13 protein-coding genes are annotated in these 18,937 nt (G+C 70.8%); 5 read left to right on the top strand and 8 right to left on the bottom strand.

Annotated features, from left to right (window positions below):
- Nucleotides 1-7 precede the first annotated feature (7 nt).
- From BLW76_RS30660 to BLW76_RS30630, 7 genes are all read right to left on the bottom strand, one after another.
- On the bottom strand, nt 8-1,369 hold the full coding sequence (locus BLW76_RS30660; RefSeq protein ID WP_091313924.1) for a glycoside hydrolase family 43 protein: 1,362 nt from the start codon (nt 1,367-1,369) through the stop codon (nt 8-10).
- 26 nt (nt 1,370-1,395) lie between these two features.
- Nucleotides 1,396-2,793 (bottom strand): glycoside hydrolase family 10 protein, encoded by a 1,398-nt coding sequence (locus tag BLW76_RS30655; RefSeq protein ID WP_091313922.1) that lies wholly within the window; start codon nt 2,791-2,793, stop codon nt 1,396-1,398.
- A gap of 36 nt (nt 2,794-2,829) precedes the next feature.
- Nucleotides 2,830-3,846 carry a cellulose binding domain-containing protein gene (locus BLW76_RS30650; RefSeq protein ID WP_091313920.1) on the bottom strand — a complete coding sequence of 339 codons (1,017 nt, stop codon included), beginning with the start codon at nt 3,844-3,846 and terminating at the stop codon, nt 2,830-2,832.
- A gap of 182 nt (nt 3,847-4,028) precedes the next feature.
- Nucleotides 4,029-4,775, bottom strand: coding sequence for a GH12 family glycosyl hydrolase domain-containing protein (locus tag BLW76_RS30645; protein WP_244170388.1), 747 nt, complete (start codon nt 4,773-4,775; stop codon nt 4,029-4,031).
- A gap of 153 nt (nt 4,776-4,928) precedes the next feature.
- The gene (locus BLW76_RS30640) at nt 4,929-6,014 is read right to left on the bottom strand and encodes a ricin-type beta-trefoil lectin domain protein (RefSeq protein WP_091313918.1); all 1,086 of its coding nucleotides are present in this window, start codon (nt 6,012-6,014) and stop codon (nt 4,929-4,931) included.
- Between the two features lie 23 nt (nt 6,015-6,037).
- Nucleotides 6,038-8,011: an alpha-L-fucosidase gene (locus tag BLW76_RS30635; RefSeq protein WP_091313916.1), complete on the bottom strand. Its 1,974-nt coding sequence runs from the start codon at nt 8,009-8,011 to the stop codon at nt 6,038-6,040.
- Nucleotides 8,012-8,129: 118 nt separating this feature from the next.
- Nucleotides 8,130-10,484 carry a ricin-type beta-trefoil lectin domain protein gene (locus BLW76_RS30630; protein ID WP_091313913.1) on the bottom strand — a complete coding sequence of 785 codons (2,355 nt, stop codon included), beginning with the start codon at nt 10,482-10,484 and terminating at the stop codon, nt 8,130-8,132.
- 378 nt (nt 10,485-10,862) lie between these two features.
- On the opposite strand from BLW76_RS30630, the gene BLW76_RS30625 reads away from it, so the two are divergent.
- From BLW76_RS30625 to BLW76_RS30605, 5 genes are all read left to right on the top strand, one after another.
- Nucleotides 10,863-11,606 (top strand): FadR/GntR family transcriptional regulator, encoded by a 744-nt coding sequence (locus BLW76_RS30625; protein WP_244170387.1) that lies wholly within the window; start codon nt 10,863-10,865, stop codon nt 11,604-11,606.
- A gap of 80 nt (nt 11,607-11,686) precedes the next feature.
- Nucleotides 11,687-13,048 (top strand): RICIN domain-containing protein, encoded by a 1,362-nt coding sequence (locus tag BLW76_RS30620; protein WP_167384781.1) that lies wholly within the window; start codon nt 11,687-11,689, stop codon nt 13,046-13,048.
- A complete protein-coding gene (locus BLW76_RS30615) occupies nt 13,041-14,075 on the top strand; it encodes a LacI family DNA-binding transcriptional regulator (protein ID WP_244170386.1) in 1,035 nt (344 codons plus the stop codon). Before BLW76_RS30620 ends, BLW76_RS30615 begins: the two co-directional genes overlap by 8 nt.
- 20 nt (nt 14,076-14,095) lie before the next feature.
- Nucleotides 14,096-15,538, top strand: coding sequence for an arabinofuranosidase catalytic domain-containing protein (locus BLW76_RS30610; RefSeq protein ID WP_091313909.1), 1,443 nt, complete (start codon nt 14,096-14,098; stop codon nt 15,536-15,538).
- Nucleotides 15,539-15,834: 296 nt separating this feature from the next.
- Nucleotides 15,835-17,667 (top strand): RICIN domain-containing protein, encoded by a 1,833-nt coding sequence (locus BLW76_RS30605; RefSeq protein ID WP_091313906.1) that lies wholly within the window; start codon nt 15,835-15,837, stop codon nt 17,665-17,667.
- A 5-nt stretch (nt 17,668-17,672) separates the two neighbouring features.
- On the opposite strand, the gene BLW76_RS30600 is transcribed toward BLW76_RS30605, so the two are convergent.
- Nucleotides 17,673-18,854, bottom strand: coding sequence for an oxygenase MpaB family protein (locus BLW76_RS30600; RefSeq protein WP_091313904.1), 1,182 nt, complete (start codon nt 18,852-18,854; stop codon nt 17,673-17,675).
- Nucleotides 18,855-18,937 lie beyond the last annotated feature (83 nt).

The following is an 18,937-nucleotide window of genomic DNA, read 5'->3' as shown; positions in this document are numbered from 1 at the left end:
TTTCGGGTCAGGCGGAGAACTGCCACCAGTTGACGTTGAAGAGGTAGCCGCTGCCGCCGGCGAACCGCAACACCAGGTCCTGCGTGCCGGTCACGCCGCTCACCGGGCAGGACACTGACGTCCACGTCTGCCAGCCGCCGGTGGCGGGCACGGTGCAGCGGCCCACCACGGTGCCGGTGGCGCTGCCCAGCCGTACCTCGATCGTGCCGCCGGAGCCCGCGGAGGCGACCCGGGCGGTGAACGTCTTCGCGCCCGCACCGAACGCGACGTTGCGGACCTTGACGTTGTCGCCGTTCTCGATCCAGCCGATGTTCATGCCGCCTTCGGAGGCCGGCTCGGTCTCGATCCCGGACTCCCGGTTGATCGTCTCCGCTTCCTGCCGGACGAAGGGGTTGAGCGTGTCGGCCGGCGGTGGCCCGCCCGTGGTCATGTTGATGGTCGGGATGGTGCCGTCGGCGTTGTAGGCGAACTTCTCCACCGCCACCGAGCGGGTGTAGCCGCCCCCGCCCGGCAACGCGCCGTTGTGGTAGAAGAAGTACGAACTGCCCTTGTAGTCGACGATCCCGGGGTGGTTGGTGAAACTGCTGCCCTGCGTGGGCATCACCGTGCCCCGGTAGGTCCACGGACCGGTCGGGCCGGGCGCGGTGGAGTAGCCGATGAACTCCGAGCAGCACTTGGCCGCGAACACGTTGTAGTACAGGCCGTTGCGCTTGTAGACCCACGGCCCTTCCTCGTACAGCGTCGGCCGGTTGCCGCCGTTGGGTCGCGTGCCGAAGCCGGCGGTGGTGAGCGGGATCTGGGTGACGCCACCGGAGTACGACGTCATGTCGGCGTTGAGCCGCACGTACCAGAGGTTCGGGTTGCCCCAGTACAGGTACGCCTGGCCGGTGTCGTCGATGAACACCGTCGGGTCGATCTCGCCGTTCTCGACGAGCGGGCGGCCGATGGCGTCCCGGAACGGCCCGGTGGGGCTGTCCGCGACGCCGACGCCGATGGCCATCCGGCCGGTCGCGCGGTTGACCACCGGGACGTACCAGTAGAACTTGCCGTTGCGTTCGACGGCCTGCCCGGCCCAGGCGTCCTGTTTGGCCCAGCTGAACGTCGAAAGGCTCATCGGCGAGCCGTGGTCGGTCCAGTTGACCATGTCCGCGGACGACCAGACCCGCCAGTCCTTCATGGTGAAGTAGGTCGAGCCGTCCTCGTCGTGTCCGGTGTAGAGGTAGACGCGGCCGTTGTGCACCAGCGGAGCCGGGTCGGCGGTGTAGATGTGCTGCACGATCGGGTTGTCGGCGTGCGCGGTGCCGGGCAGGAGCGCCGTGGCGCAGAGGGCCGCGGTCAGCCAGGCGAGCAGGCGCCTTCGTCGGGGCACAGTGGTCTCCGTTCGGGGAAGGGGGATCAGCTCGCTGCGCAGGTCGCGGTGAGGCCTTCGGCGCTGCCGGTGCCCTGGAAGCCGAACTCGGTCGACTGCCCGGCCGCGACCGTGCCGTTGTAGGAGACGTTCGACCAGGTGACGCTGCCGGTGGTGCCGCTGTTGGTGGCGCTCCAGCCGTTGGTCACGGCCGCGCCGCCGGGCAGGTTCGTCGTCACCCGCCAGCCGTTGAGCGCGCTCGAGCCGGCGGTGACCTTCAAGTTGGCCACGAAACCGCCGTTCCACTGGTTCAGCGACACCGAGGCGGTGCAGCCGCCCGGGTTCGGCGTGGTCGGCGTGGTGGGGGTCGTCGGCGTGGTGGGCGTGGTCGGCGTCGTGGGGGTGGTCGGCGTCGTCGGGGTGGTGGGTGTGGTCGGGGTGGCGGAGTTCAGCGCGTCGAGGACGCTGGTGTAGGCGGCCTTCTTGTTCCCGTTGCCGTCGAACAGCAGCGGGTTCTCCCCGGTGCGCCACGAGTCGGTGTCGCGGATGCCCCAGGTGGTGATGCCGGCGCAGCGGGCGACGGCCAGGCAGGCGCGGGTCACCGCGGCGTAGGCGTTCGCCTGGTTCGAGCCGGAGATGTCGAGCTCGGTGATCTGGACTTCGACGCCGAGGTCGGCGAACCGCTGCAGGTTGGCCTGGTAGTCGCCGGGCGGGTTGCCGGAGAGGTGGGACTGGAAGCCGACGCAGTCGATCGGGACGCCGCGGGCCTTGAAGTCGCGGACCATGTTGTAGATGCCGGTGCTCTTGGCGTTGACGCCGTCGGTGTTGTAGTCGTTGTAGCAGAGCTTCGCGGCCGGGTCGGCGGCCCGCGCGGCGCGGAAGGCGGCTTCGATCCAGTCGTTGCCCGTGCGCTGCAGGTTCGAGTCGCGGCGGCCGCCGCTGCCGCCGTCGGCGAACGCCTCGTTGACGACGTCCCAGGCGTAGATCTTGCCCTTGTAGTGGGTGGCGACCTGGGTGACGTGGTTCATCATGGCCTGGCGCAGGTCGGAGCCTTCCATGCGCTGCGCCCAGCCCGGTTCCTGCTGGTACCACAGCAGCGCGTGCCCGCGCATCCGCTTGCCGTTGCCGGTGGCCTGGTTGAGGATCCGGTCACCGCTGCTGTAGTTGAACTGCCCCCGGTTGGGCTCGGTGGCGTCCCACTTCATCTCGTTCTCGGCCGTGACCATGTTGAACTCGCGGTTCAGGATGTTCACGTACGTCGAGTCGCCGAGCTTGCTTGCCGCGACGGCGGCGCCGAAGTACCGGCCGCTCTGGGCCGCCGCCGCGCCGAGCGTCGAGGCCGCGCCGGCGGCGGAGTTGGCGAGCACCAGCGAAACCCCGAGCGACGCCGCCAGGAAAGCCGAAGCTGCCGCGGCTCGGGAGAACGACCGCGATGTCGTCTTCATGTGTACACCTTCATTTCGTGGGGAACGGGCGCGCGGTCACGGGCTGGTGCAGGTGGCCGCGTCGAGGCTCGCCGCGCCGGGACCGGACACGAGGAAGCCGAAGGTCGTGGTGGCGCCGGGGCCGAGCGCGCCGTTGTAGGCGACGTTCTTCACCGTCACCGGGCTGGTGCCGCTTGCCGTGCCGCTCCAGATCTGGCCGAGGGTCTGGCCGCTCGCCAGGGTGAACTGCACGGTCCACCCGTTGAGTGCGGCGGTGCCGGTGTTCACGACGGTCACTTCGCCCTGGAAGCCGCCGTTCCAGCTGCCGACGACCTTCGGCGTCGCGGTGCACGGGCCGTCCCCGGTCGGGGGCGGCGGATCTTCCCCGCCGATGCTGCCCGGAACCGCCTTGAGCGCGTTGTACCAGGCGGTGGCCATCTTGCTGTAGCCGGCCGCGTTGGGGTGGATGCCGTCGGGCAGGTCGGCGATGGCGACCGCCGGGTACATGTCGACCAGGTGCACGCGCTTGCCGGCCGCGGCCTTGGCCCGCATGTCCGGCGCGATGGCCGCGTTGAAGGTGCGGACCGTCTGGTCGGCGAACCGGATCGGGATGATCGTGGCGACGAAGACGTCGGCGCCCGGCACCTGGTTCGTGATCTTGTCGACCAGGGCCGACAGCCGCCGCGGCGCGCCGGCCGGGTCGCTGCCGTACATGTCGTTGGTGCCGATGTGGAGCAGGATCGTGCGCGGGCGGAACGTGTTCAGCCAGCCGGTGACGTTTGCGTCGATCTGGGCGATGGTCCAGCCCGGGTGACCCTCGTGGTTGCGGTCGGGCATGCTCGACGGCCCGTCGGCCAGCGAGCCGACGAAGTCGGTCGAGCGCCCGTCGGCCCGCAGCTTCGCGCCGAGGTCGAGGCGGTAGCCGCCGATCGACCCGCCCTGGGTGATGGAATCGCCCAGCGGCATGATCGGCACCGGGGCGGCGACGGTCGCCGCGGCCGCGGCGACCGGCACCACACCCAGTGTGGCGCAGGCCGTCAGCACGACGACGGCGGCGAGCTTCGCGAGTTTCATCGGGGAATCCTTCGTGTGCCGCGGTCCGGGGAGTGTGTTCCGCGCCGTTTCCGCTCGTGGGCCAGCGTATCCGGGCACCGGCACTCTGACCACGGCTTGCCTGTAAGTTTCAGTCCGCCGCCGCCGCCCGAAACTTTCGGCGCCGAAAGTCCCGGGCGGCGGAGTCCTCTGTGGACAGAGTGCTAGTTGATGCTCGCGGAGAACGAGTTCACCGCGAGGCCGACGCCGCCGCTCCACGGCTCGAAGCCGGCCTGGATGCTGGTGAGGTGCCAGGAGCGGTCGACGCGGGTGCGGTTGTCGACGTCGTTGACGAAGTCCAGCACGTTGAACGACCAGCCCGAGAGGGTGGACTGGGCCACGTAGGACACCACGTCGTTGCCGCCGTTGTTGCCCTGCCACACTTCCCAGCCGCGGCCGCCGATGCTGGTGGTGCCGACCCGGCCGCCGATCGGCTGGATGTTCCCCGAGCGGTTGAACCAGATCATGACCTCCATCTGGTTGACCCCGTTGGTCTTCGGCGTCGGGTCCAGCCAGATGTCGTAGGAGGCGTTGAAGACGCCGCCGACGTAGGTGTAGGAGATCGACGACGGGGCGCTGCCGATCCGGCTCAGCTGCCGGGGCAGGGGCGAGCCGGGGGAGCAGTTCGTGTAGTGGCACCCGAGGTAGACCGCCGGGTAGGACAACGGTGCGCCGCCGCTGGTGGAGCCCTGCTGCGTCTGGATCCGGAACCCGCTGCCGGTGACGTTGATGCACTGCTGCGCGCTGCTGCCCCACCGGTTGTTCATGACGACGTACCGGCCGCCGATGGTGGTCGAGCCGTACTGGTCGCAGATCAGCGTGTCCGCGTGCGCGGCCGGGGCGGTGGCGACCGGGGCCGCCAGACCGGCCGCGGCGAGCAGCACCGCGGACAGGGCGTTCCTCAGTTTCATGGTTTCCTCCACGTCGTTGTGGCCGTTTCTGGGAGCGCTCTCAACCGGAATCGCTTTCGATGTAACCACAGCGGGCGGTCGGAGCAAAGAGGGTGGCCGTGATGGATTCACCGGATGTGTGCCCCGTTCCGTGGGAACGGGGCACACATCCGGTCAGGGGGCTGCCCGCAACGTCCACTTCTGGTTCGCCTGCCCGTGGCAGGCCCACAGGATCAGCCGGGTGCCGGCGGTGGTGCCCTGCCCGGTCGCGTCGAGGCACCGGCCGGACTGCACGCCGGTGATCGTGCCGTCGGCGTTGACGTTCCACTGCTGGTTGGCCTGGCCGGAGCAGGTCCAGATGATCACCGGTGTCCCGTCGGCCGTGCCCTGCCCGGACGCGTCGAGGCATTTGTTGCCGGCGGTCGTCAGCTGCTTGCCGCTGGGCGTCCACGGCGCGCCGGCGCAGTCGGCCAGCTGCACCGGGGTGCCGTCGGTGGCGGCCGGGACGTCGGCGCAGCGACCCGACTGCGTGCCGACGAGCTGCCTCGCCGAGGACTGGCCGGGGGTGCCGATGCTGCCCGGGACCGCCTGCAGCGCCGAGTACCAGACCGCGGCCATCTTGTCGTAGCCGGTGGCCGTGGGGTGGACGCCGTCGATCAGGTCGGCGGTCGTCAGCGCGTCGTGCATGTTCACCAGGTGCACGTGCTTGCCGCCGTTCTGCTTGCTCTGCACCATTCCGGGGATCGTGGCGTTGAAGGTGCGCCCGGCCGCCTCCTGGCCGCTGTTGGCCAGCGGGATGATCGTCGCGACGAAGACCTCGGCGTCCGGAGCCGTCGCCGTGATGTGGTCGACCAGTGCGGACAGGCGGGCCGGCGCGCCCGAGACGTTGTAGTTCTGCAGGATGTCGTTGGTGCCGATGTGCAGCAGGACCGTGTGCGGGGTGCTGGTGCGCAGCCAGGACACGATGTTCGCGTCGATCTGGTCGATGCGCCAGCCCGGGTGGCCCTCGTGGTCGTGGTCGCCGAGGGAGGCCGGCCCGTTGGACTGCGAGCCGACGAAGTCCACCTGGTAGCCGCCCGCCGATACCCGCTGCCAGAGCCCGATCCGGTACCCGCCGGGGACCTGCGTGCCCTCGGTGATGGAATCGCCAAGCGGCATCACCCGGACCCCGCCGTTCGATTCGGCGGCGGCGGTTCCCGGCAGCAGGGTGCCGGCGAGGACCGCAGCGGCGGCGGCGAGCCACCCGAGCCGTGCGCGCATCTCGTCTCCTCGAGGATCGGCCGTCACACGGCGGTGACGGCCCACTGGTTGTTGGTGCTGCTGTTGGGCGTCCAGAGACCCACGCTCGAGCCGGCGGCGGTGCTGCCCATGCCGTCGAGCGCGGTGCCGGTGGCCCGGTTGACGATCTGGTACCGGCCGTTGCCCAGGCCGGTCAGCTTCCACTGCTGGCTGGTGGCGCCGGTCCACGCGGTCTGCGCGCAGGTGGCGCCGTTGGCGGTGTTGCCCCGGCTGTCGGCGACCATCCCGTTGGTGCGGTTGACGATCCGGACGTAGCCGCCGCCGGCGTCGGTCAGCTGCCACTGCAGGTTCGTGCTGCCGTCCCAGTTCCACTGCTTGAGCGGGGAGCCGGCGGCGACGTTGCCACCGCTGTCGAGCACGAGGCCGGTGGTGACGTTCGCGATCCGGGACCAGCCGGTCGGCAGGGGACCGGAGCCGGGCGTGGGGATCGGGCCGGAGAACGTCAGTTTCACCACGTACGCCGGCGCGTCGAACGGCGGGTTGGCCGAAGGCAGCTGGACGCGCAGCGCGGCGGCGTCCTGGACCGGGGCGGGCAGGGCGGTCGCGGTGCCGGCGTCCGGGCCGAGCAGCTGCGCCGAGACGAGGTTGCCCAGGTTGATCCGGCTCGAACTCAGCGTCGTGATCGGGAAGGTGCTCCCGGGCCAGCCCAGCGCGGTCGCGTACAGCACGGTGTTGTCCTTGCTGCGGGTGAACCGGACGTCGGTCCTGGTTCCCTCCACCGGCGTGGTGAACGAGCCGCCGCCCATCTTCGTCGGCCCTTCGCCGTACACGGCCCACGCGCGGGTGCCGTAGACGGACTCGCCGAACCGCTTGAGGTAGTTGCCGATGCCGAGCAGGATCGTGCGCTGCCCGGCCGGGATGGTGCCGTCGGCCATCGGCGCGATGTTCAGCAGCATGGTGCCGTTCTTGCTGACCCGGTCGAGCAGCGAGTGCAGCATGGCCTTCATCGAGTAGTAGCCGATGCCGTTCGTGTAGCACCAGCTGGAGCTGGAGATGCTGTCGTCGGTCATCCAGTACGGGCTCATCAGGTCGCCCGGCCCGCCGCGTTCGAAGTCGAAGACCTCCCCGCGGTTGTTGAAGCCGTCCTTGTAGGTGGCGACGACGTCCTTGTTCCAGGCCACCGCCTGGTTGTAGTAGCGCGCCAGGAAGTTCAGCCGCTGCGCCTCGTCGACCTGGGTCAGGTTGAAGTCCTGGTAGACGAGGTCGGGCTGGTAGCCGTCGACGACCTCGCGCAGCTTGTCGAACCAGAGCTGGTTCTCCGCGGCCCGGCCGTTCTGGCCGAACAGCCGGCGCAGCGACTCGGTCGGCTGGTTCGGCACGTGGTCGTAGTAGCCGGTGAAGTGGTAGGCGTGGTGCAGGGCCGCCAGCAGCTTGAGGCCCTTCGCGCGGATGGCGTCGGCGTGCAGCCGGAGCAGGTCGAGCTTGGGCCCGGTCTTGACCGAGTTCCACTCGTTGGCCGTGCTGTTCCACATCGAGTAGCCGTCGTGGTGCTCGGCGACCGGGCCGGCGAACTTCGCGCCGGCGTCGGCGAAGAGCTGGGCCCACTCGGCCGGGTCGAAGTTCCCGCCCGCCGACTTGAGCTTCGGCGCGAACTGCACCCAGTTGCCCGCCTTGTCGCGAGCACCGTTGATGAAGTTCTGGTACGGCCACGCCGACGGGTCGCCGAACACCGCCTTGTGGTGGTTGTTCTCACTGGACCCGGCGATGTACATGTTGCGCGGGTACCACTCGTTGCCGAAGGCCGGGACGCTGAACACGCCCCAGTGGTAGTAGATGCCGAACTTGGCGTCCTGGAACCACTCCGGCGCGGGCGGGTGCTGGTCGACCGACGCCCAGCTCGGCGTGTAGCTGCTCGGTCCTTCGGTGGCCCAGCCGGCGGGCACGCGGACCACACCGGCGGCCGCGGCGGCCCCGGCCACCACGATCAGCCGGCGTCGCGACAGCTCGAACGAAGACATGGCCGAACCTCTCTGTCCGGTGGTGCGAGGGGAAGCGCCCCAATGTGGCGTTGGTTGCGTTCAACGCACCCAATGTGGCGTTCGGTGCGTTCAACGCACCGAACGCCACATTGGGGCGTTAGCCGAGCGTCCACTTCTGGTTGGCCGCGCCGGTGCAGGTGGCCAGCTGGATCTGCGTGCCGTTCGCGGTCGAGGACCCGGTCACGTCGAGGCACAGCCCGGACTGGACACCCGTGATCGTGCCGTTCGCGTTGACCTGCCACCGCTGGTTGCCCTGGCCGTTGCAGTTCCAGGTGACGATCTTGGTGCCCGGGGTGGTGCCCTGGCCGGTGGCGTCGAGGCACCGGGTGCTGTCGCCGCTGTAGACGGTCAGCTCGCCGGCGGTCGTGCGGGCCCAGGCCTGGTTGGTGCCGCCGTGGCAGTCCCAGAGCTGCACGTTGGCGCCGGGGGTGGTGCTGGCGCCGCTGACGTCGAGGCACTTGCCGAGCGCGCGCACCGGGCCCGCGGCCGGACCGCTCCCGCCGGTGCCCGCGGCGGCGATGACCTGCTGGGCGCCCGACGGCCAGTTCGTGCCGCTGACCTGCACGTTCCCGGTCAGCACGTTGTTGTGCGGCTGGCCGGTGGCCACCTGGGTGGCGCCGCCGTTGTACCAGTTGCCGCTGAAGGTGCTGTCGTTGGTGTTGTTGGCCCCGTTGGCGTTGGTGAACGCCCAGACGCCGGAGTCCTGGATCACGTTGGCCGACACGCTCACGTACCGGGAGCCCTCGTCGAGGTACAGGCCCACCGTGCGGTTGTTGTCGTAGATGTAGTTGTGGTCGATGGAGCTGCCGGGGTTGGCGGAGAGGTTGTAGATGCTGCCGCCGTCGTGCATCAGCCTCTTCGTGCCGTGCACCCGGTTGTAGCTGACGACCGTGTCCCGCAGCGTGGTCGGCGTCGTGTAGACGGGCTGGTAGTCGTACAGGCCGCGGTTGCGGTAGTCCTGGCTGCCGCCCTGGTCGTTGGCACCCCAGCCCCAGCCGACGTCGATGCCGTCGTAGGTCAGGTTCGAGACGTCGTTGTGCGTGATGACGGTGTGCGTCGCGTAGGTCGAGAGGATGCCCGCCATCTCGCGGTAGTCCAGGGCGACCCGGCTCACCGTGTTGTACGAGATGGTGACGTCCTTGTTCGTCATCGCGGGGTTCGACGGGTGGTGGGCGTCGGGGCGCACACCGCCGACGACGATGCCGCCGCCGGAGTTCTCGGTGAAGGTGTTGTGGTCCACGGTGATCGACGACGCCCCGAGGCCGATGCCGGACCCGTGGGCGTTCGCGTCGTTGCCGATGCCGAGGGCCACCTGGCCGAGGTGGGTGAAGGTGTTGCCGCTGAAGGTGATCCCGGTGGCCGCCGAGACCTGGACGGCGGCCGGTGCCTGGGCCCAGCTGTTGCGGGCGCCCTCGAACTGGCGGCAGCCGGACTGGCACGAGGTCAGGAAGTCGCCCGGCATCGGGGCCGCGGCCGGGAGGAACGTGCCGGTCTGCTGGTTCGCGTAGCCGACCGACGTGCTGGGGGTGAGCCAGGTGGTGTGCTCGAAGTTCAGGCCCTTGAAGGCGAGGCCGCGCACCGGGTTGTCGTAGCTGCCGCTGATCTGCAGCAGCGACTGCAGTCGCGGGAGCTCGACGGCGTGGCTGCCGGGCACCCAGCCGGCGGGCGCCTTGTAGTAGAGCTTCCCCGCCTGCGGGTCGAGGTACCACTGGCCGGTGTTCTTGAGGAACGAGTAGGAGTTCTGGAGGAACAGCTGGCCGCCGCCGAACGGCTTGGCGAGGGTGTCGTAACCCCAGTTGTTGTTGTTCCACGCCGGTTGCTGCATGACGATCGAGGTGCCGCTGATGCGCTCGACCGGGGCGTACCGGTCGGTGAAGGAGTTCTGGCTCTCCACCTCGATCCGGTTCTGCTGCGGCAGCGTGGCGAGGTAGTTCAGCGCCGGGTTGGTGATGGTCATCCCGGTCGTGGTGATCTGCACGTCGTTGCGCGAGATCGGGATCGACGCGCGCGGGGCGAGCGCGCCGTCGACGAACAGCTGGCGGGAGTCGGCCCCCACCGGCACGGACGCCACCCAGATGTTCTGGCCCGCGTCCTGCACCGCCCAGCCGGTGACCTGGCTGCCGCCGGAGAGGACCGGCTTCTGGCCGGCCGCGGCCTGCCAGGTGACGGTGTGGCCGTTCTGCCCGGAGTCGGCGCTGGTGAAGCGCAGCGGGGCGGTCAGCCGGTAGGTGCCGCCGGCCAGCTGCACGACGACGTCGTTGGCCGCCGACTGGGCGCGGGCCAGCTCCTGGGCCTTCGCCGGGGTGGCGACCGGCTGGTCGGGCGTGCCGGGATTGGCGTCGCTGCCGTTCGGGGCGACGGCGATGGTGACGGTCGCGGCGTGGGCGGGTGGCGTGGCGAGCGCGGTCACCACGAAGGCGGTGGCGAGCGCGGCGGCGATGCGCGACGGCATGACGGCCTCTCCGGGACGGGGGCGGGGCCCAACTGTCCACTGTGTACGGGAACGGGGTACCCGGTGGCCGGGCGCGAGACCGTGCGGGCCCTCGGCCGGCGGCGAACCGGACCTGATGTGTACGACTCATCCGGCGCGGCTTGAGGGTGACGGTTTTCGAAAGTTTCGAGGGTGCTCGACGGGTTTTCCGTTGTGGTGTCGGTGATCCATGAGAACAGCGTGCCTGCCTGGCGTCAAGCAAGGATCAGGCCCATTGCTCCGTCCCGGTGCCGCTGCGGGCGCCGGGGATGTAACTTTCAACCCGCCCTGACAAAGATTGACCGGATGGCGGGTAAGCGAGGTAAGGTGCTGCCCGGAGTTATTGGTCATACTCATTGCGTGACCCGTGACGAGGAAGTAGCACCGCCTGTCCCGTACCGCCCCGGCTACGAAGTCGTGGCGGAGCAGATCCTCCGGCTGATCGCCGAACTGGAGCTGCGGCCCGGCGACCGGATGCCGACCGAGAACGAGCTGGCGGCGCGGATGGGAACCAGCCGGACCATGGTGCGGGAGGCCGTCAAGATCCTCTCGGCCATCGGCCGGGTGCGAGCGCACAAAGGACGTGGGCTGTATGTCTCCGACGACGAGGGCATGCTCGGCGGGTCCCGGTGGGGCGCGTTCTTCCTGCCCACCGATCTCGGCCACGTCTACATGCTCTTCGAGTTCCGCCGGATCCAGGAGACCGCGGCCAGCCGCCTGGCCGCGGCCAACGCCACCCCCGCGGAGCTGCGCGCGATCGAGGCCGCCGCCGAAACCTGCCGCCGCGGCCACCTGAGCGGGCAGTACTCGCTGTTCGACTCCGGCGACGACGACTTCCACGCCGGGATCGCCGCCGCGTCGCACAACCAGTTCCTCGTCGCGGCCGTGCGCGAGGCCCGCCGCCTGCAACGGCAGTCGAACATCATCGGGATGTCCGGCGGGATCGGCGGGCACGCGGCGGGCGCGATCGAGGAGCACGCCGCGATCTACCAGGCCATCCGGGACGGCGACCCGGACGCGGCGGCGCACGCCGCCGGCGTCCACCTGGACAACACCCTGGAGGACTACCGCCGGGAGATCCAGCGCCGGCTCTTCGGCCTGTGACCATCCACTGTGGACCAGCTTTGCTCCGGGGTCCCCCGCCCCGGAGGACGACGACGTCCGAACACCGAGGGAGCCATGTGATGGTGAAGCGCAGATCCCTGTTCGCCTCCGCCGTGATTTCGGCCGTGCTCGCGCTGGGGGTGAGCGGCACCGCGCAGGCCGCCCCCGCGGCCGCGGCCACACCGGCCGTCGCGGCCGCCGGCACCGCGGGGTGCGGGAAGGCACCCGGGCTGGCGAGCGGCAACCACACGATCTCCAGCGGCGGCCAGAACCGCAGCTACATCCTGCGGGTCCCGGCCAACTACGACAACAACCACCAGTACCGCCTGTTCGTCGGCCTCCACTGGCGGGGCGGGACGATGAACGACGTCGACTCGGGCGGGACCGACGGCTACAACTGGTCCTACTACGGGCTCCGCCGGCTGGCCGACAGCTCCGGCAACAACACGATCTTCGTGGCCCCCCAGGGCAACGGCAACGGCTGGGCCAACCCGGGCGGCCAGGACGTCACCTTCATCGACGACCTGCTGCGGCAGGTCGAAGCCGCCCTGTGCGTCGACACCACGCAGGTGTTCGCCGGCGGCTTCAGCTACGGCGGCGCCATGAGCTACGCCCTCGCCTGCGCCCGCCCGACGGTGTTCCGCGCGGTGGCGGTGTACTCCGGGGCGAACCTCAGCGGCTGCAGCGGCGGCACCCAGCCGGTGGCCTACATCGGCATGCACGGCATCGGCGACAACGTCCTGCCCATCTCCTCCGGGCGGCAGCTGCGCGACCAGTTCGTGCGCAACAACGGCTGCACGCCGCAGAACCCGCCGGAGCCCGCCGGGGGCAGCCGGACCCACATCGTCACCGCCTACTCCGGCTGCCGGGCCGGGTACCCGGTCGTCTGGGCCGCCTTCGACGGCGGGCACGACCCGGGCCCGAAGGACGGCGGCGGCAGCGGCTGGCAGACCTGGACCTCGGGCGAGGTGTGGAAGTTCATCACGCAGTTCGGGTCCACGCCCTCGACGCCGCCGGTCCAGACCGGCGTGAACTACCGGCTGACGGCCCAGCACAGCAACAAGGTCGTCGGGATCACCGGCGCCTCGACGGCGGCCGGCGCGCTCATCGAGCAGGAGTCGGCCAACGGCGGGCTCAGCCAGCAGTTCGACTTCGTCGACTCCGGTGACGGCTACTACCGCGTCCGGGCCCGCCACAGCGGGCTGGTGCTCCAGGCGGCGAACGCGAACAGCGGCGCCGACATCAGCCAGCAGGCCGACGCCAACAGCACCGCCCAGCAGTGGCGGGTGGTCGACCAGGGCGGCGGCGCGGTGAGCCTGGTGAACCGGCTCAGCGGCCTGGCACTGGACGTGTGGGGCGTTTCGACCGCCGACGGCGCGCGGGTCTCCCAGTGGACGTTCACCGGGAACGCCAACCAGCGTTTCGCGCTCCAGCGTGTCTGAACCGGTGTCCGTCGCCGAGGGCTTCCGCCCCACCCTGGCCGACGTCGCCCGCGCGGCGGGGGTGTCGATCGCGACGGCTTCCCGCGTGCTGAACGGGTTCCCGCGGGTGAGCCCGGAGCGCCGCAAGCAGGTGGAGTCCGCCATGCTGGCGCTCGGGTACGCCCGCCAGCGGGCCGCGCGGGCGCCCAGCGCGCGGCACACGGGGTCGATCGCGCTGGTGGTCTGCGAGGAAGTGCCGCGGTTGTTCACCGACCCGTACTTCCCGCGGATCACCGCGGGGGTCGGCCGGGAGCTGACCGCGGTGGGCGTGCAGCTCGTGCTGCTCACCGTGCCGGCCACCGACGACTACCAGTCGCCGGTGGTCCGGTACCTCGACGGCGGCCACGTCGACGGCGCGCTGGTCGTCGGCATGCACGGCCGCCGCCCGCTCGACCTGGACTGGCTCGGCATCCCGGTGGTGTTCGGCGGGCGGCCGGTCCAGGCGGGGCGCACCGGCCGGCTGCCGTACGTCGACGCGGACAACCAGGGCGGCGCGCGGCTGGCCACCCAGCGGCTGCTCGACGGCGGCCGCCTCACCGTGGCGACCGTCGCCGGACCGCAGGACATGACCGCCGGCGTCGACCGGCTGCTCGGGTACCGGCAGGCGATGGCGCGGGCCGGCCGGTACGACGAGAGCCTCGTGGTGTGCGGGGACTTCGGGCAGGCGTCCGGCGAGTACGCGACGGCGCGGCTGCTGAGCCGCCGTCCGGACGTCGACGGGATCTTCGCGGCCTCCGACATGATGGCCGTCGGGGCGTTGCGCGCGCTGCGCCGCGCGGGGCGGCGGGTGCCCGAGGACGTCGCCCTCGTCGGGTTCGACGACCTGCCGATCGGCTGCTGGACGGACCCGCCGCTCACCACCGTCCGCCAGCCGGTCGAGGAGATGGGCGCCCGGATGACGGCCGAGCTGCTGGCGATGATCGACGGCGCGGCCCCGCGCCGGAGCACGGTGCTCGACACGGAGCTGGTGCCGCGCAAGTCGGCATGACTGTCCACAGAGGAGGAATCGTGCGCGTGTTCGTGGTGGTGGCCGCGATGCTGCTGACGGCGCTGACCGGGGCCGCCCCCGCCTCGGCGGCCGCCGCGCCCCTGGTGGGCGCGGCGTCGGGACGGTGCCTGAACGTCCGGGGCGGCACCGACGCGCCGGGGACGGTGCTGGAGATCCAGGACTGCGGTGGTCAGGCCGGGCAGGCGTACGAGTTCACCGCGGCGGGGGAGCTGCGGACGCTGAACGGCACGCGGTGCGTCGACGCCTCGGGCAACGGGACGGCCCCCGGCACGGCGGCGATCATCTGGTCGTGCCACGGCGGCGCGAACCAGCAGTGGCGGCAGAACGCCGACGGGACGATCACGGGTGTCCAATCAGGACTGTGCCTGGACGTGACGGGCGCCGGCACGGCCAACGGCACGGCGGTCGTCCTGTGGACCTGCCACGGCCAGGCCAACCAGCGGTGGAGCACCGGGACGACCCCGCCGACGCCGTCCGGCACCGCGCCGTGTGACATCTACGCGTCCGGGGGCACACCGTGCGTCGCGGCGCACAGCACGGTCCGGGCGCTCTACGGCACGTACGCCGGCAATCTCTACCAGGTGCGGCGTTCGTCGGACAACACGACGCGGAACATCGGCGTCCGGGCGGCGGGCGGCACGGCCGACGCAAGCGTCCAGGATGCGTTCTGCACGGGGACGACCTGCGTCATCACGGTGGTGTACGACCAGTCCGGGCGCGGGAACGACCTGTGGTACCAGGGATCGACGGTGGTCCCGGGCTCCAGCCAGAGCAGCCCGGCGAAGGCGACGTCGGAGTCGCTCACGGTCGGCGGCGCGAAGGCGTACTCGCTGTACATCAACCCGGGCAACAGCTACTGGCGCGACGGGCACCTGACGGGCGTCCCGACCGGCAGCGCGCCCGAGGGGATGTACATGGTGACGAGCGGAACGCACGTCAACGGCGGATGCTGCTTCGACTACGGCAACAGCGAGACCACCCGCAAGGCCGACGCGGCGGGCGCGATGGACGCGATCAACTTCAGCACGCAGTGCTGGTTCGGCGGCTGCCAGGGATCGGGCCCGTGGGTCCAAGCCGACCTCGAGTGGGGCCTGTACCCGGGCGGAAGCCAGCAGTGGAACCCGAACCAGCGCGCGCTGCCGAGCAAGTTCGTGACGGCGATGCTGAAGAACAACGGAACGTCCCGGTTCGCGTTGAAGGGCAGCAACGCGCAATCCGGAAGCCTCACGACGATGTGGGACGGAGCACTGCCGAGCGGCTACAGCCCGATGAAGAAGCAGGGAGCGATCATCCTCGGCAGCGGCGGCGACTGCTGCAAACCGGGCGGCGGCGCGAACCTGAGCGCAGGGACGTTCTACGAGGGGGCCATGGTGGCGGGGTACCCGTCGGACGCGACGGAGAACGCGATCCAGGCCAACGTGGTGGCGGCCGGGTACCGCTGAGCCCGGGGGAGGGGTAGGGAGGGGGCTTCCCCCGCGGGGACGGGCGGGAGGCCCCCTTCCTGCTGCGCGCGCCGGTGACGTCATGAAAGAGTCGTTCATGACACCAGAGGTCATGAACGACTCTTTCATGACGTTCGAACCCGCTGCCACATCCCAGCCCGCCCTCCTCGCCGAACCGGTTCGCCTCCATTTGGCCGATTGTCGGTGAATTCCCTGCGGCGTACGTTCCTTGGTGGTCGAACCGGTTCGATGACCGGGGATCGTCCCCCGCACGTCCACCGCCAAAGGAGCTGTTCGTGGACACCTCGCGTCAGCGGCCCCGCGTCCGCCGTGGCCTGGCCGCCCTCCTGATCACCGGGGCGCTCACCGGCGCCCTCACCGCACCCGCCCAGGCCGCCGACGAGTCGATCTCCGTCGACTTCTCCGTCGCCGGTGGTGCGCCCACCTCCCGGGCCTCCGGGTGGATCTACGGCATGACCGAAAACGCCTCGAACCCACCCGACCACTTCTTCCGGGACGTGAACTTCCAGGCGATGCGGGCCGGCGGCGCGCAGCTCGACAGCCCGGGCGGGTGGGTGTCGGGCAAGTACGACCGGCGGTGGAACGCCACCCGCGCCCAGCTCCTGCGCACCCGCTCGCTCGGCGGCCGGTTCGTCCTGCTCGTCCACGACCTCTGGGGCGCCGACGGCTACCCGATCTCCCGCTTCCCCGGCGACAACGGCGACTGGTCCGACTACGACGCCTTCCTCACCCGCCTGATCAACGACGTCCGCGCGACGGGCGCCCCGGTCGAGTGGGACATCTGGAACGAGCCCAACATCACGCTCTTCTGGAACCGGCCGCAGAGCCAGTACTTCGCCCTGTGGCAGCGCGCCTACCAGCGCATCCGGGCGGCCTTCCCGGCACAGCCGATCGTCGGCCCGAGCCTGGCCGGGGTGCCGTCGACTTCGGCGGGCTGGTGGACGCAGTACCTCGACTTCGTCCGCGGCTCGAACACCGTTCCCGACATCGTCAGCTGGCACTCCCTGCCGGGCGACCCGGTGGCGAACGTCGCCGCGGCGGACGCGTCACTCGGCGCGCGCGGCATCCCGCACCCGCGGCCGTACCAGATCAACGAATACGGGGCGTCGAACGAGCAGAACCCCGGTGACGGCGCCTGGTACATCGCCCGGCTCGAGCGCGCCGGCGCCGACGGGCTGCGCGCCAACTGGGCCAGCGGCGGGAACCTGCACAACGACCTCGGGAACCTGCTCGTCCGCAACTCCGCGGGCCGGTACCTGCCCAAGGGCGAGTGGTGGGCCTACCGCTTCTACGCCGCGCAGGCCGGCCAGATCGTGTCCTCGAAGCCGAGCCCGGCCTACGACCCGTTCGCCACGAAGGCGGCCGGGGTGGCGAAGGTCCTGGTCGGCGGCGGTGGCACCACCGGGAACGTCGCGGTCGCCCTGCAGCGCCTGGACACCACCGCCGGTGTCGTCCAGAACAACCAGGTGCGGGTCGTCGTCCAGCAGATCCCGTTCAACGGCGGGGCCGCGGTCCAGGGCCCGGTGACCATCCGGGACTCGGTGGTGGCCGTCTCCGGCAACGCCGTGACCGTCAACGTCCCGCACGCCGGCCTCGACGACGCGCTGAGCATCACCCTGCTGCCGCCCTCGGACGGCAGCTTCCAGACCGTCGCCGTCGCCCAGCACTCCCAGCAGTGCCTGGACAACACCGACCTGGGCACCGCGGACGGCAACCGGCAGCAGCAGGACTTCTGCGAGGGCGGCGCCCAGCAGCAGTGGACCTTCCGCCCGGTGGCGGGCGTCGCCGGCGCGTACACCGTCGTCAACCAGCAGAGCGGCAAGTGCCTCGAGGTGGCCGGTGCCTCGGCCGACGACGGCGCCGCCGTCCAGCAGCGGACCTGCACCGACGGCGCCACCAACCAGCAGTTCTCCCCGCGCCGGGTGACCTACGGCGGCAACGACGCCCACGACTACCAGCTCGTCGCCCGGCACAGCGGCAAGTGCGTCGACGTCAGCGGCGTTTCCACGGCCGCCCGCGGCGCGGTGATCCAGTGGACCTGCAAGCCGGTCAACCAGAACAGCCCGCTCAACCAGACCTGGCGGCTGTGGGGCCGCGGACCGGCCTGACGCGCTCAGGCGCCGGGCCGGTTGCCGGTCGGGATCGTGATCGGCGTGCTCGTCGAGGACGTGCCCTTGTTGAGGAACAGCATGGCGAGCGCGCGGACGAACTGGTCGAAGAGGTAGAAGCCCGCCGGGGCGATGGGCAGCAGGCCCTCCCGGAAGGCGATGTACGCGGGCCACCCGGTGCGGATCAGGGTGGCCGCCGCGTAGTCGCGCGGCAGGCCGAGCCAGTCGCCGACCTCGTTGCTGAGCACGTACCGCACGAACTCGTTGAGGAAGCCGCGGGTGACGCCCAGGTCGATCTGGGCGGTCAGGCCGAGCAGGTCCGCGGCGAGCTCCTTGCCCTCCGGCGTCGGGGCGAGCAACGGCGTGAGCACCTGCGCCGACTGCGCGTCCGCCGCGGCCCACGTCTGCGGGATGAACTCGTCGCGGACGCCGAGCAGGTGCATGGCGACCTGCCACTGGTGCAGGAAGGCGGCTTCGTCCGCCGCCGACATGGGGACGTGCCATTCGCGCAGCTTCCGGTGCACGAAGGTGCCGAGGCTGTGGAAGGTCACCAGGATGTCGCCGTTGCTGATCGGGATCCGCTCGTCGGCGACGGCCCGCCAGTGCGGCGACTGCGGCAGCAGGTGCCGCACCGCCGCGTGCACCAGGCGTGTCTTGGTGGCCGTGACGACGAACTGGCCGCTCGGCTGGAACGCGTTCAGGTCGCTCAAGTCGTAGCCGAAGGTGAACGTCTTCGCCGCGCGGTCCTGCATGTCCGCGCCGCCCGCCGACCAGTAGACCGACCGGGCCTCCCGCGGGATGACCGTGCTCATGATGCCGCTGCCCAGGCCGTAGAGCAGGAACAGGTAGGTGTCCTTGCGCCGGTTGAAGTCGGCGGCGCGGCGCAGCTTGGCGGGGTCGGCCCAGGAGGGCAGCCGGTTGACCCGCTGGAGCCAGGCGGCGAGGTCGGCGGGCAGGCCGGACGGCAGCGGGTCGTCGTTGTCCACCCACGACCGCAGCGCGGTGTTGACCGCGGGGACCCGGCCGCCGTCGACGAGCCCGGCCATGAGCGCGTCGACTTCGTCGTCCCACACCCACCAGGGGTCGGGCGCGGCCGTCGACGCCCAGGCCGGGACGGCGCTCGCGGCACTGGCCAGACCGAGGGCGACGCCGAGGGAGATCGCGTTCCTCCTGCTGAGATTGCTCATTTACTTACCTAGCTTCCTTGATAGGTAATGGGCTCTTCGTGAGGAGATTCCTGATTAACATAGAAGGTGACTCGCGGGTCGGC

The sequence above is a fragment of the Amycolatopsis tolypomycina genome (assembly GCF_900105945.1).
GTDB lineage: Bacteria > Actinomycetota > Actinomycetes > Mycobacteriales > Pseudonocardiaceae > Amycolatopsis > Amycolatopsis tolypomycina.
The sequence above is the reverse complement of the archived record's forward strand: the minus strand, read 5'-3'. Positions and strand labels throughout refer to the sequence as shown.

Coding starts and splice junctions, on each gene's coding strand:
- BLW76_RS30655 (WP_091313922.1), bottom strand. CDS start 2,793: ATGAAGACGACATCGCGGTCGTTCTCCCGAGCCGCGGCAGCTTCGGCT.
- BLW76_RS30650 (WP_091313920.1), bottom strand. CDS start 3,846: ATGAAACTCGCGAAGCTCGCCGCCGTCGTCGTGCTGACGGCCTGCGCC.
- BLW76_RS30645 (WP_244170388.1), bottom strand. CDS start 4,775: ATGAAACTGAGGAACGCCCTGTCCGCGGTGCTGCTCGCCGCGGCCGGT.
- BLW76_RS30640 (WP_091313918.1), bottom strand. CDS start 6,014: ATGCGCGCACGGCTCGGGTGGCTCGCCGCCGCCGCTGCGGTCCTCGCC.
- BLW76_RS30635 (WP_091313916.1), bottom strand. CDS start 8,011: ATGTCTTCGTTCGAGCTGTCGCGACGCCGGCTGATCGTGGTGGCCGGG.
- BLW76_RS30630 (WP_091313913.1), bottom strand. CDS start 10,484: ATGCCGTCGCGCATCGCCGCCGCGCTCGCCACCGCCTTCGTGGTGACC.
- BLW76_RS30620 (WP_167384781.1), top strand. CDS start 11,687: ATGGTGAAGCGCAGATCCCTGTTCGCCTCCGCCGTGATTTCGGCCGTG.
- BLW76_RS30600 (WP_091313904.1), bottom strand. CDS start 18,854: ATGAGCAATCTCAGCAGGAGGAACGCGATCTCCCTCGGCGTCGCCCTC.